Source organism: Enhydrobacter aerosaccus, from assembly GCF_900167455.1.
Classification (GTDB): Bacteria; Pseudomonadota; Alphaproteobacteria; order Reyranellales; family Reyranellaceae; genus Reyranella; species Reyranella aerosaccus.
The window spans coordinates 203,226-215,919 of the sequence record NZ_FUWJ01000008.1; the positions used below are offsets into that span (position 1 = coordinate 203,226).

Consider the following 12,694-nt stretch of genomic DNA (forward strand, 5'->3'; position numbering starts at 1 on the left):
AAGTTGCAGCGTCTCCCAAACCAAATGGAGAATGCCCGACGTGGCAACGTAAAGCCGGACTGAGCTAAGCCAGTGACCCTGCGGGACTGAGGTCATCACGCCTTAGCAGTCCTCCTGGCTAGATGTCCCGCCGAGGCCCGATGGGCCCATTGCATCCTCTACTGCCATGCCGTGTCTAGACGTTGCTGCATGTGCTTGCCGTGCAGATGAGGTCGTTTCTGTGTTACCGTGATGGCTCCGTCAACGCGGTCGGCCTCGAACTCGAGCTTGTCGCCAGCCTATACCTTGCCGAGCATCGCCGGATCGGCGACACGAAACACCATCGTCATGCTGTCCATGTCGAGCTTCTTGATGGGGCGTGCTTGAGGGTGACAAGGTGCGCGCGAGCGACGTCGCGACACGCCGTCAGTCAGAGCTGAGTTGAGGGTTGGCCGTGGTTGGCGGTGTCCTCGCTCAAGGCTTGTGAGCGGGCGCGGCGGCGGCCATAGCCGCAACCACTATCTCGACATCGATACTGCCGGCCTTCTCGAACACCAAGGTGACTGGGATCTTCGCATCCTTGGCGAATGGCGCCTTGAGGCCTATGAACGTGATGTGAAAGCCGCCTGGCTTCAGCTCGACGGTGGCGCCGGGCGGGATGTCCAGGCCCATGTCGAGTTCGCGATGCGCATAACGTTGCGGTCCATTTTCATCTCGTGATTCTCGACTTTGTCAGCTGCCGGGCTCTTGGCGCTGATCAGTCGGTGCGGCGAGGTGCTCTTGCTGGTAATCACGAGAAAGCCGCCGCCAGTCTGCGCGGTGGACGACGTGGCACACGCCCAGGGCTCGACGATGTCGAGCGCTCCGAGCTTGTATTCATGGGAGGCTGCAGAGAGAGCCGGGACGGCGAGCGCAAGGGCGACGGTCAGGGCCAGGCAGAGGCGGATCATGGCGACAACACCTTCAGGGACGTGATTTGGCTTGGGCACGAGTCACGCCGACGGCTGAGCCGTCGGCATCAAACACCGAGTTGGGCTGGCCCTTGACGAGCGAGAGCTTAGGATCAGCGATGCGGCGTCATTCCTCGCGACGATTCGTCCTTGAACCTCTAGTGACTATAGAGAGTACACGTGGCCCGCGGAGAAGACGGACAGGAGGCCAGCATATCTGCGGGATGTTGTTACGTGACAATGAAACCAGGGTGATGATGACATGCGGCCTGTCAGGCTACAGGCTAACGCTCTCTACGCCGCGTGGTTGATCGCGCTTGCGTCTACCCTGGGTGCGCTGTTCGTCGGCGAGGTCATGGGCCGGGCCCCGTGCGTGCTCTGCTGGTACCAGCGGATCGCCATGTTCCCCTTGGCGCTCATTCTCGGCGTTGCCTGCTACCGCTCGGAAACCTCCATTCGCCACTACGTGCTGCCGATCGCGGTTGCTGGCTGCCTGATCGCGCTGTGGCATAGCCTCCTGTTTGCCGGCGTCATCGCTGAGAGCGTGCAGCCGTGCACGCGCAACGGGCCGTCATGCGCCGGCGAGGAACAGACCCTGTTCGGATTCCTGCCGTTGCCGTTCCTGTCGCTGGCGGCCTTCGCGGCGATCATCCTATCGCTGACCGTTCCCTTCAGAAAGGACCACACATGAACCGTCGAGGCGCTATCGTGGCGACCGCCATTGTTGCTGCCGGTATTTTTGCAGGCGGTACGCTCCTTTGGCGTCCGGCCCGCGAGAAGTCGGTCGCGACACCGGCCGCGTCAACCGGCGCGCCTTTCATACGTGCCCATGCGCCCGTACTCGGCCCGAACACTGCGCCGGTCACGATCATCGAATTCTTCGATCCCGCGTGCGAGGCCTGCCGCGCCTTCTACCCGGTGGTCAAGAGGATCATGACGTCGTTTCCAAGCAAGGTGCGCCTCGTGCTGCGCTATGCTGCTTTTCACCCGACGTCGGCAGAGGCGATTCGCATCCTCGAAGCGGCCCGCCGGCAGGGAAAGTTCGAGGCAGTCCTTGAACGTCTCCTCGAAACCCAGGGGCAATGGGCGCCGCATGGACGCCCGGCGGACAGCGCTTGGACGGTCGTTGAAGGCCTGGGGCTCGACCTGGCGCAGGCCAAGCAGGATGCGGTGAAGCCAGAGGTCACCGCCCTGCTGGCCCAGGATGCCGAAGACGTGAAAGCAGCCGGCGTCCGCGCAACCCCGACGTTCTTCGTGAATGGAAAGCCGCTTCAACGGTTTGGCGCGCAGGAACTCCATGACTTGGTCAAATCGGAAGTAAAGGCGCCGTGAGGAGCAGCCAGGTCATACTGTGGAGAGCAGCAGCGGCGGCCGCAGCCCTTGCGATTTATCTCGGGCTCAGCGCGTGGCTCCGTTTCGACCAAAGCCGGATGGATGCGAAGTTGGGCCGCGCTGGGCATATCGACCCCTTCAACGTTGGTGTCCAAGCACCATCGCCGTGACGACCCGTCTCCAACTTATCGCTCTGATCGCGTTGATCGTGCTCGGAGGAATCGTCGTGTACTTTGCCTGGAGCTCGCCTGTCGCACACTTGGAGGACGTGAGTGATAGCGTCGTGAAACGAGGTAAGCGCACGATGATCGCCAAGCTTCTGATCAAACGCGACCAGTTTGAATACTTCTAACAAGGCGAGCTCCGTGTTGCGATGCGCGTTGGCAGCCGGCTTTGGCGCGCTCGGTGCATTCTCACTGGCTCCATTCCACTGGATGCCGCTCTTGTTCCTTGCCTTTACCGGCCTTTTTTGGCTGGTCAATGGTGCTCGACAATGGTCTCGCGCCGCATTCCTAGGGCAGCTGTTTGGAGTTGCTCGCTTTGCCGTCGGTCTGAATTGGATTGCTGAGAGCTTCTATGTCGACGCCACACGATTCGGTGCAATCGCTGTACCGCGATCGCCGCACTGGTTGCGTTCCTAGCTCTGTTCCCTGCCTTGGCTTGTGGTCTTGCGAAGGCAACAGGCGCCGTCGGCTGGAGACTGCTCCTCGCGCTTGCTGTCTTCTGGAGCGGAGCCGAATGGTTGAGGGGGCACGTTCTTACGGGCTTTCCGTGGAACTTGATTGGATATGCCTGGGGAGGAGCGGACGAGACACTACAGGCAGCTTCAGTCTTGGGCATCTACGGGCTCGGATTTCTCACCATACTTCTCGCAGCCGCTCCTGGACTGGCGATCGGCAGCAGGATCCCTGAGAGCCCACGCTGGATGCCCCTAGCTGTTTCGACGATAGGTGTTCTTGCTCTTTCGGGGGGTGGCGCGTATCGACTTGCGGGAGACATGCCCGGAGATGTGCCAGGATCGCGCTTGCGCATTGTGCAGGCAAACGTTCCTCAGGCGATGAAATGGAATCCGGAGGAACGTGAGCGCATTCTCTCTCTCTCTCTCTCTCTCTCTCTCTCTACGTTGCGCTCAGCTCACAGGCCGTTTCCGATTGGCCGACGCACATCGTTTGGCCAGAGACGGCCGTTCCCTATCTGATCGAGGAGGCCAAGGTCTCCGACGCTATCGTTGCGGCAGTTCCAATCGGAGGCACTCTCCTGACAGGTGTATTGAGGATGGCGACGGATAGGCCGGCCAGCAGCACTACGCCGCCCAGCGGCAGCGCGGACTTGGTGATCCAGCGCGTCAGCAGGCCGAGTGGCGCGCATGCACGCTCCATCGTGTCGAAGGTGTTCAGTGCGAGTTCGCCGCCATGGACGACATCATGCAAAACGAACCAGGACCAGCAAGCGGCCGGACAGCTCGATACAGGCGTCATGCGCAATGGCAGGCGAACACGGAGGATGTCGATCCGCACATGCGCATGGCGCAGGTAGCCAAACCGAGGCCGAGCATCACCAAAACGAACTACCGGCCGATTATGTCGTAGATCGAGACAGCGATCAGCGGAGTAACGGTAAACCACCGACATGAACGCTCCCACACCCCCCTGATCACTTGGTGGCTTTGCCGCCTTTCAGCCATCACTTGCGTTTGCTGCGCTCCGCTCCGACACGCGTCGTAAAATCGCAGGCCCGTGATGGGATGCGGCTTGCAGTCGGGAAATAAATCCCCACACTCTGGCACATGACTCGCTCTTGGCTTCGACAGACACTGACCTCGATTCTGGGGCTGGTGTTTGCCGCGAGCATGAGTATTTTGGCGGTCGAGGCGACGGAGATGGCGGCCAGGATGACCGGGGCGTCGGGCATGGGCGTCGCCGCCGAGTACGGCAAATGCCTGGACTGCGATCACGGCAGCCGCGACGCGAAAGCAATGGACTGCAGCCTCGCTGTTTGTGGAGGTTCAAGCGTTGCGACGCTGGCATCGGCGCCTGTCGTCAGCGTCCGAATCGACGGGCTTGGCTTGCCTATGCCGGTCCAGCCGTCGCTCGTCGGGTGGGCGCATGCGCCTGATCCTTACCCTCCTAAATCTACAAATCTCGGCTAACGCGAGCCTGATCGCCGCCTGCGGCTGACAGGCGGCGGTGCACGCACGTCCACGGTGGCGGCTATCCAAACTGGTGCAGATTGGCCGTCATCGGGCGACGCGCACCGCCACCCATCGTAATTGCGGAGGGATAGAGTTGTGGGTGCCGATCATATCGGATTGTTGACGCGGCGGGCGATGCTCTCGGCGAGCGCCGGGGCTGCCTTGCTGGGCTTCGTTCGCCCGAGCCTGTCGCAGGCAAGTCAAAGCCATCGGATTGCGGTCGCCCGTGGACAGGCGCCGCTGACCGGCCCGCGACGGCCAGCGACCGATGTATGGGCGTACGACGGCGTCGTACCCGGCCCCACCCTGCGCGTTCGCCAGGGAGAGCCGGTCTCGATCGTCGTCGACAACGGGCTCGAGGAGGACACCACCGTTCACTGGCACGGCATCCGCCTGCCGATCGGCATGGACGGCGTCCCCGGCATCTCCCAGGCGCCGATCCGCCCGGGCGAGAAATTCGTGTACGAGTTCACGCCGCCCGATGCCGGCACATTCTGGTATCACCCCCATGCCAACACGCTTGAGCAGCTCGGTCGGGGATTGGCCGGTGCGCTGATCGTCGAGGAGCGTTCGCCGGTGCCGGTGGACCGCGAACTGGTCTGGACGATCATGGACTGGCGGCTGAGGCCTGACGGGCAGATTGCCCGCGGCTTCGGCAACATGATGGAAGCGGCGATGTCCGGCCGCATCGGCAACACCGTCACCATCAACGGCGTGGTGCCCACGGTCGAGCCGGTCCGCGCCGGCGAACGCGTGCGTATCCGCCTCATCAATGCTGCGCTCGCCCGCATCATGGCGCTTCGCTTCGAGGGACATCACCCGGTCGTCGTGGCGATCGACGGACAACCCTGCGACCCGCATGTGCCGAAGCACGGCCGGTTGCTGCTTGGTCCCGCGATGCGCATCGACATCGTGCTCGACATGCAGGGTGAGCCCAGCCGGCGCTACGAGGTTATCGACGATTTCGACGAGGAGCTCAAATACTCGCTGGTCGAGCTCGCTTACGACGCGGCGCCGCCGATGCGAATGCACCCTTCCGAGGCGCCGCTCCGCCTGCCGCGCAATCCGCTGCCGACGCCAGATCTGAAAGCCGCCGAGCTGCGCGAACTCGTGCTGCAGGGTGGCATGATGGGCATGCGGGGGATGGGCGGCATGGCGAGGATGGGCCGCGCCGCGTGGGCAATCAACTCGACCTCCATGACCGGCGACGGCCACGCTGGCATGCCGCCACTCGCGACGCTCGAGCTTGGCCGCAGCTATGTCTTGAGGCTGCGCAACGACACGGCGTGGTGGCATCCCATGCACCTACATGGCCACAGCTTCCGCGTGCTGAGCCGCAATGGCGCGCCTGTTCCGCACAATCAATGGGCCGACACGGTCCTCGTCGCTCCCAAGGAGACCGTCGACGTGGCGTTCGTGGCCGACAATCCCGGCGACTGGATGCTGCATTGCCATGTCACCGACCACCAGACAGCCGGCCTGATGGCCACTCTGCGGATCGAAGGCGCCGGTAGCGAGACGCGATGACAGCCAGTTGATGCAAAGGGAAACCTGCAATGTTTCGTATTCTCTTTCCTGTCCTACTGATGATCACGGGCACAGCCGCGGCACAGGCCAAGGAGGCCCTCGAGGCGACCCTGTACAAGAATCCGCAATGCACCTATTGCGAAGGCTATGCTGACTATGTGCGTGGCAACGGCTTCGACGTTACCGTCAAGCCGACCAACGACCTCGCCATCATCAGCCGCAAGGCCGGCGTCCCCGAGCAGTTGGAAGGCTGCCACTCGATGTTCATTGGCGGCTACGTGGTCGACGGTCATGTGCCTGTCAATATCGTGCGGCGGCTGCTATCGGAGCATCCTCCGATTGCCGGCTAGTCGGCCCGCCGAATGGGACGCACCGGACATGGTCGCCTTCTTCCGCAGGCGCATCGACCAGCAGTCGGGTGCGCGCATGCCTGCGGTAGACGGCCGTCGGGCCAACAGGGACTGAATGGGAGGTCACGACATCACGAGACCGTCACGGAGCAACTGGAGGGAAATCATGCCACTTAGGATCAACGACGAAGCACCCAACTTCACGGCCGAAACGACGCACGGCCCGATCACCTTCCACGATTGGATCGGCGGTGGCTGGGCCATCCTGTTCTCGCATCCCAAGGACTTCACACCGGTGTGCACCACCGAGCTGGGTTACATGGCGGGCCTGCAGCAGGAGTTCGACAAGCGCAACTGCAAGATCGTCGGGCTCAGCGTCGATCCCATTGACGACCACAAGAAATGGGCGAAAGACATCGAGGAGACCCAGGGCCATGCCGTGACCTACCCGATGATCGGCGATCCTGAACTGAAGGTAGCCAAGTTGTATGACATGCTGCCTGCCGATGCCGGCGTGACGTCACAGGGCCGCACGCCGGCCCAGAACGCGACCGTGCGCACGGTGTTCCTAATCGGCCCCGACAAGAAGATCAGGATGTCGCTGACCTACCCGATGAGCACCGGCCGCAACTTCGACGAGGTGCTGCGGGTGCTGGATTCGATCCAACTGACCGCGAAACACCAAGTGGCGACGCCGGTGAACTGGAAGCCGGGCGAAGACGTGATCATCGTCCCTACCGTCTCCGACGAGGACGCCAGGAAGAAGTTCCCTGGTGGGTGGAAGGCGCTCAAACCGTACCTGCGGATCGTACCGCAGCCGCGCGAGTAATGGCGGCGAAGGGGGAAGGAGGTTGCCCATGACCGAGTCGAGGTCCACCCTTCATTCAACAGCTGGCTGGTGGCGGTGGGCATCGCACCGCTCCTTCGTCACTGCCACCCTGGATGAGCGCGGTCCCCTACGTGCACCGCATGGGCCGACGGTCCCGTTCGACGTGCGCGCCGCCGACATCACGAAGCAGCGGGGTCGACGATCCGCTGACTGCGACGCGTAACATCCCGCCGTCACCTCGACCACGAGCGGCGTGAGCGATTCGCAAACCGCTCTCGTCGAGGCGACGATGGCGGGTGGACAACCGAAATCTCAACAGGAAAGGAGACTGACCGATGCGTAGATCCACCTTTGCAGTGGGCGCGGCCGCCGTCGTGGCGGTGACACTCTCGATACCGTCGGCGCTTCAGGCGCACGACAACGCAACCCCGCGCGGCGCGGGAGGCTCGATGATGGGCCCGGGGAACATGATGGGGATGGGCCAGATGATGGACCACTGCAACCGAATGATGCAAGGCGCCTCCCGCAGGCCCAATGAGCAATGGCGCGACGGCAGCCCGCCGGCAGGCGGCCAGACCGAAAAGAAGCAGTAGTGCGGTATCGATCCGCTGCGCCATCCGGCGTGGCGGATCGTTTCCCACATGTCGGGAGTGAACGATACGCTCGATCGTCGGCTGGATCCTTGTCTTCGCAGCGGCGGGCTACCCTAACGACGCCGCGCACGCCATTCGCTCGAGGAGCTTCAGGCGATGCTTTTCGAGAACGAAAAGTACTTCCAGCCCGTCGACAAGCCTGCGCCCGAGGTCATGCTGCGCAACGCGGACGGGAAGGTCTTCCGGCTCGCGGATTTCCGCAGCAGGGTTGTTGTCCTGCATTTCATCTATGCGGACTGCCCCGACGTCTGCCCGCTGCACGCCGACCAGATCACCGAGATGCAGGCGATGGTCAACCGCACTCCGATGAAGGGCATGGTCCAGTTCATCAGCATTTCGACCGATCCTAAGCACGACACGCCTGAAATCCTGCGCGGCTACGGTCCGGCGCACGGATTGGACGACGCCAATTGGGTCTTGCTGACAATGACGCCAGATCAACCGTCCGATCTGACCGGGAAACTCGTCGAGCGATATGGCCACAAATTGACTAGGGCCGAGAACGGGCAGCTGACGCATGGCGTCGTCGCCCATGTGATCGACAAGGACGGGCGATGGCGGGTGAATTTCCACGGTTTGGAGTTCGCTTCCGTCAACCCTACGCTCTTCATCAACGCGCTGACCAACGAGATCCAGCGGCCCCATCACCGCAAGTAGAAAAGCCTGTGGGTCTGCATGAGCGCAAATGAGAAAGAAGAATCAGAAATCCAGCTTGATGCGAGTAATGCCGCGGAACGCAAGACCCTCTTGTGGGTACTCGGCATCAACTTCCTTCAAGTTATTGTCGCCGGGGCGGTGGGCGTCATCGCAGACTCGACTGGTCTACTAGGCGCCGCTCTGGACAATTTGGCGGACGCCGGCGTGTATTTGGTCAGCATCTATGCCGTTGGGCGGGCGGTAGCGGCCAAGGCGCGCGCCGCACGCCTCTCCGGCGTCCTCTTGATCGTGTTGGGGCTGGCGCTGCTCCTGGAGGTTCTCCGACGTTTTTTCGTAGGCGCTGAGCCGATCGGCGTAGCCATGATTGTTACGGCCATCGCTAACGCCGCGACCAATCTCGTTTGCTTGCGGCTGCTGCGAGCGCATCGGGACCAGGGCGTGCACTTGAAGGCGTCGTGGATTTTTACGACTAACGACATGCTGGCCAACGCTGGCATCGTTGTATCCGCCGCTGCAGTGATGTTCTTCGGATCTCCGCTTCCCGATCTGATCATCGGGCTGCTGGTTAGTGGAATCGTCGTCAAGGGCGGTTGGGACATTCTGAAGGAGGCTAGCAAGGCGCGAGGTCAGTCTTCCGCCGACGGACAACAACGGTGAGATATGTCGCCCCTTGCACACGGGTGCCCGGCAAATGTAGGACGCAGCCACCAAGTGGCAGCCCAGCCAAAGAGACGCGCCGGCAACTAAGGACACGAAAATCGATTGTTGTCCGAAGTGCTGCGGCCTCTGGCTGGAATCGCGGCGAACCCGACAAGGTCGTCGATCATCGAGCGCAGCGCGAGCGAGGAGGTTCGGACCGCCCAGGTGCAGCCTGTGCGCCGGAACCCGCGCCACAGCGGACGCAGCCTTATCCGTCCCAGGATCGAAGCCCGACCGGGTGGGCATGGCGGCACAACACTTGGGGATTTTTTGGTGTTCCTTCTCGCTAGATCTCCTCGACGAGGGACGTTGCTCCGGGCCTGGCGCAGCCAACAGGGCGCAGCGCCTTTCCCCTGAGCGCGAAGAACTGACCATGGGCTCATCACATCCACGCGCGGCGCCACAAAAGCAGGCTCGTGCGCCTCTACCGTCTGCGGCTCCAGGCCATCCGCCATCCCGCCTCCAAATGTGGCGGGCCGCCGCCATGTCCACGGAGTTGCCCGCAACATCCGCTGCGACGCAGTGCGCGCCTGCTCGCCAGGGTCGACCGCCCATGCATGCCATGAGCCACATTGATCGTTCAGAGTGACCGCATCCCTTGCTCCTCATAGTCTTTGAGCGTGATTTCCACTCGGACCACTCTTCCATACGTTCGCTTGGCCACAAATCGCGCGACGCTCGGAATCGTCATGAGTTTCCTTGCTTGCGTCATAGAGAATCCGCGCCAGCTTCGATCGTATGATCTGCGTTTGCGCCTTGCGGGGGTCATCGAACGTCTCCCGAAACAGGCGGCCGATGTCGACTCTTCCGATCGCCGTATTGGATGCGTTGGCAAACAGCATTTCCTTCGGAATGAACTGTTCCGCCCTCACGCAACGCATAACATCCATTCGCTCCGCCACTTCGATCCCAGTGCCCCGGAAGTCAATCAAGTACCCGCCTTCCCGAGGTTTAGGTGCTTGTTCGACAACGGTTGGCGCGAAGCCGTATCGCTGGAGCCAATAGGCCAAAGCCGGCCCCGCTATGCCTGCTCCCGAAATAAGGATGTCCCTGTTCTTGAGAGGCATGCGCTAAAGCCTCGTTGGCCGGATTGCGATAAATGCGTGGGCAGGGCGCTGTTATCCGGCGCTTCTCCTCAGCCACGCGTAATAGATCAGCAGAACCATGATGATGGGCCATGCAACCATGGCCGTCGTATTCAGGCCCGGCGTGTAAGTGATGCCGACGAGCGTCACCGGGAGCACGTCGCTCAATCCGAGCGCCCAGTGAAATACAGTTTGCATCGCAGCCACACCGGCGAAGAACTTCGCGAACTCTTTCATGATGTTCGTCATAGGCCTTCCTCCGGCTCTGGTGCAAAGCGATGCCGTCATACCCGAAACCGCTCGACCTCACCTCGCGCAAGACGTTCAGGCAACTGTACATCCTGTAGCGATTGCAGGAGCAAGCGCCTAAACGGCACTAAGCGATGTTAGAGCACGGCATTAGCATTGAGCTGGCCCGCGCCTGCTGTGCGCCCGGTGATTCTGTAGGGGCTCCGGGATTTATGATCTTCAAGGAGCAAGGAGAAACTTGGGACAGAGCTCGCGACAGCCAGGAGATACATGATGAAAGCTGATCACACGGCGATAAGCCGTTTCAAGCTCGCTGCGTTCCAAAGTCGACGGCTAGCCTTTATCCGGAGGCCATGGGCAGTCGTCGAAATTCAACGCAGTCGCAGCTCGTAGTAGCTGCCGACCGTAGGATCGCGAAAGATGAGTTGCGCGTCAAAATTTTCGTGGAGCCTCCGCCAGATGGCGGGGCACGGTCGGCGGTCCACAAAACGCCGAGCTGGCCGGTGAACTCAGGCAAGCTCCAGGTTCAGACGTTGGAGATGACGACGCGATAGCCGCGCTCGAAGGCCTGGTCGATGTCGCGCTTGATCACCTCCGCATTGTGGTCCGCCGTCCAGTCGCGATGGCGGATGGCGCCGGCATCGAGGGCGATCCATTTGAACTTGGGATCGGCCGCCGGCGCGGGCGCGATGGTGACGGCGCCGTCCCAGTCCCAAGTGCGGCTCCACAACGCATACTGCCACATGGTGATGGGCTCGAAGCCCCAATAGACCCACACCGTCGATGCCGGCGGGAAGCGCTGCTCGAGTGCCGCCACGGCCTTCAGTGCCGCCGCATCACCGCCGCGAAAGCGTGCGAGCTGGCTCACATTCCAGGCGAGCGGCGCAAGCGAGAGCGCGGCGAGCACGATCGCGGCGCCGCGTGATTTCGTCAGCGACGCGCCCAGCAGCAGGCCCCACGCCACCGCGAGCCACGGCATGACGTTGAGCTGCATCTGCGGATCTTGGGGCTGGGAATAAAGATTCAGGACCTGCCCCGCACCCAGGGTGCCGAGGAAAACGACGCTGATGGTGCGCAGTCCTGGGTCGGCGCGCAGCGGCCACAAGAGGACGACGGCGGCCACGAGGCTGGCGGCCTGAAACAGCACTGAGATGAAGAGCGGCTCAGCCGGTCGCCACACCCTTGCCGGTCCACAGCATGTCGTGCAGGCCGACAGCGCCGGCATGCCCACAGGAGCTGCACGACGCCCGACACGATAAGGATCGACAGGATCAAGCTGCCGATCAATGCCAGCTGACGCATCCACCGCCCGTCCGACAGTGCGAGCGCGACGAGAAGCGCGGGCAGCGTGGGGAACATCAACCGCCATTCCACTAGCCAGCCCAAGGTGAAGATGCGCAGACCAACACGACGCGGCCGTGACTCGGCCGGTCGAACCACACGCCGGCCAGCGCCATGGCTCCCAGCATCAGCGTGTAGCCGGGCATGATGTCCTCACTGATCACCGAGAGCAGCAGCACGAACCCGCAGCCGAAGTGGAAGCAGGCCGCCAGCAGTGCGACACGTGCGCTGCCTGTCACGAAATGGATGAAGGCGCACACGATGACCGTGCAGAGGCTGGCGAAGAAGGCATTGAGATAGGCGAACTGCCGCCACGGCACGCCGCGCTCGATTCCCACCTAGTCCAGCAGGCGGCAGAGCGTGCCATGCAGTGGGAAAAGGAGGTAATTCGATGGATCAAGCGACGCGCGACCGGGATCGGCGATCCAGGACTCGGCCTGGACGCTCTTGTACATGCCGTTGATGATGTGGGCGTTCTGCAGCCAGGCGATCAGGCTGCAGAGCATCACCGGGGAAAGCGTGAACGCGGGCACGAGATGCCAGGCTGGCGCGCTTTTGTCATTGTGAGGAATTGCTACATCCGTCCGAAAAGAGTCACCGCGCCTTCCGGGCCGGGCCGTAAGGCGGGTTGCCGCGCGGCGGGTCCCGATCGTCCGCCCGCCCGGTAGGTCGTGGTCTTGCTGTCGTAGGTGATCTTAATCTCGCCTTGAACACTATCGCCCGCACGTGTTGTCGCAATATTTATGGTCGTTCTGCCATAGAGCTTCTCTTTCAATTTCAACGTGGCGACGAAACATGCTGACTTCGCAGCCGTTGTGCTAGCGAAGGGTCTCTCCCTCCCTCATGTAGCGT

Annotated in this window: 15 protein-coding genes and 3 pseudogenes; 10 read left to right on the forward strand and 8 right to left on the reverse strand. The window is 62.2% G+C overall.

Going from position 1 to position 12,694, the window contains the following annotated elements; all coding sequences use genetic code 11:
• Positions 1–158 precede the first annotated feature (158 nt).
• Together B5D62_RS34070 and B5D62_RS23875 are read right to left on the reverse strand one after the other, a co-directional pair.
• A pseudogene (locus B5D62_RS34070) lies at positions 159–373 on the reverse strand (copper-binding protein); the annotation flags it as partial.
• A gap of 80 nt (positions 374–453) precedes the next feature.
• Positions 454–929 (reverse strand): annotated as a pseudogene (locus B5D62_RS23875) (copper chaperone PCu(A)C).
• Between the two features lie 262 nt (positions 930–1,191).
• On the opposite strand from B5D62_RS23875, the gene B5D62_RS23880 reads away from it, so the two are divergent.
• From B5D62_RS23880 to B5D62_RS34415, 4 genes are all read left to right on the forward strand, one after another.
• Complete coding sequence (locus tag B5D62_RS23880) at positions 1,192–1,620, forward strand: disulfide bond formation protein B (protein ID WP_085936547.1); 429 nt, start codon at positions 1,192–1,194, stop codon at positions 1,618–1,620.
• Between the two features lie 17 nt (positions 1,621–1,637).
• Positions 1,638–2,261: a DsbA family protein gene (locus B5D62_RS23885; RefSeq protein ID WP_218191264.1), complete on the forward strand. Its 624-nt coding sequence runs from the start codon at positions 1,638–1,640 to the stop codon at positions 2,259–2,261.
• A 365-nt stretch (positions 2,262–2,626) separates the two neighbouring features.
• Positions 2,627–2,902 (forward strand): hypothetical protein, encoded by a 276-nt coding sequence (locus B5D62_RS34410; RefSeq protein ID WP_419188811.1) that lies wholly within the window; start codon positions 2,627–2,629, stop codon positions 2,900–2,902.
• Positions 2,887–3,459 carry a hypothetical protein gene (locus B5D62_RS34415; protein ID WP_419188812.1) on the forward strand — a complete coding sequence of 191 codons (573 nt, stop codon included), beginning with the start codon at positions 2,887–2,889 and terminating at the stop codon, positions 3,457–3,459. Before B5D62_RS34410 ends, B5D62_RS34415 begins: the two co-directional genes overlap by 16 nt.
• On the opposite strand, the gene B5D62_RS23895 is transcribed toward B5D62_RS34415, so the two are convergent.
• On the reverse strand, positions 3,452–3,892 hold the full coding sequence (locus tag B5D62_RS23895; protein ID WP_139374055.1) for a hypothetical protein: 441 nt from the start codon (positions 3,890–3,892) through the stop codon (positions 3,452–3,454). The genes B5D62_RS34415 and B5D62_RS23895 overlap by 8 nt on opposite strands.
• A 695-nt stretch (positions 3,893–4,587) precedes the next feature.
• Between B5D62_RS23895 and B5D62_RS23905 the strand changes: the two genes are divergently transcribed.
• The 6 genes and pseudogenes from B5D62_RS23905 (at position 4,588) to B5D62_RS23930 (ending at position 9,125) form a co-directional block, all read left to right on the forward strand.
• Positions 4,588–5,979: a multicopper oxidase family protein gene (locus B5D62_RS23905; RefSeq protein ID WP_085936612.1), complete on the forward strand. Its 1,392-nt coding sequence runs from the start codon at positions 4,588–4,590 to the stop codon at positions 5,977–5,979.
• 98 nt (positions 5,980–6,077) lie between these two features.
• Positions 6,078–6,326: pseudogene (locus B5D62_RS23910) on the forward strand (DUF411 domain-containing protein); the annotation flags it as partial.
• A 169-nt stretch (positions 6,327–6,495) separates the two neighbouring features.
• Entirely contained in the window at positions 6,496–7,158 is a 663-nt protein-coding gene (locus tag B5D62_RS23915; protein WP_085936553.1) for a peroxiredoxin, read from the forward strand.
• A 335-nt stretch (positions 7,159–7,493) separates the two neighbouring features.
• The gene (locus B5D62_RS23920; RefSeq protein WP_085936554.1) at positions 7,494–7,751 is read left to right on the forward strand and encodes a hypothetical protein; all 258 of its coding nucleotides are present in this window, start codon (positions 7,494–7,496) and stop codon (positions 7,749–7,751) included.
• Between the two features lie 156 nt (positions 7,752–7,907).
• Positions 7,908–8,468 carry an SCO family protein gene (locus B5D62_RS23925; RefSeq protein WP_085936555.1) on the forward strand — a complete coding sequence of 187 codons (561 nt, stop codon included), beginning with the start codon at positions 7,908–7,910 and terminating at the stop codon, positions 8,466–8,468.
• 18 nt (positions 8,469–8,486) lie between these two features.
• Positions 8,487–9,125, forward strand: coding sequence for a cation efflux transmembrane domain-containing protein (locus B5D62_RS23930; RefSeq protein WP_085936556.1), 639 nt, complete (start codon positions 8,487–8,489; stop codon positions 9,123–9,125).
• Positions 9,126–9,772: 647 nt separating this feature from the next.
• Here B5D62_RS23930 and B5D62_RS23935 read toward each other — a convergent pair.
• The 5 genes from B5D62_RS23935 to B5D62_RS23955 all read right to left on the reverse strand — a co-directional run bounded on the left by B5D62_RS23935 (position 9,773) and on the right by B5D62_RS23955 (position 12,375).
• Positions 9,773–10,234 (reverse strand): Rossmann-fold NAD(P)-binding domain-containing protein, encoded by a 462-nt coding sequence (locus tag B5D62_RS23935; protein WP_085936557.1) that lies wholly within the window; start codon positions 10,232–10,234, stop codon positions 9,773–9,775.
• A gap of 51 nt (positions 10,235–10,285) precedes the next feature.
• On the reverse strand, positions 10,286–10,501 hold the full coding sequence (locus B5D62_RS23940) for a hypothetical protein (RefSeq protein WP_085936558.1): 216 nt from the start codon (positions 10,499–10,501) through the stop codon (positions 10,286–10,288).
• 526 nt (positions 10,502–11,027) lie between these two features.
• A complete protein-coding gene (locus tag B5D62_RS23945) occupies positions 11,028–11,681 on the reverse strand; it encodes a hypothetical protein (protein ID WP_085936559.1) in 654 nt (217 codons plus the stop codon).
• A gap of 193 nt (positions 11,682–11,874) precedes the next feature.
• Positions 11,875–12,180 (reverse strand): hypothetical protein, encoded by a 306-nt coding sequence (locus tag B5D62_RS23950; protein ID WP_085936560.1) that lies wholly within the window; start codon positions 12,178–12,180, stop codon positions 11,875–11,877.
• The gene (locus B5D62_RS23955; RefSeq protein ID WP_085936561.1) at positions 12,181–12,375 is read right to left on the reverse strand and encodes a hypothetical protein; all 195 of its coding nucleotides are present in this window, start codon (positions 12,373–12,375) and stop codon (positions 12,181–12,183) included. It lies immediately after the preceding gene.
• Positions 12,376–12,694 lie beyond the last annotated feature (319 nt).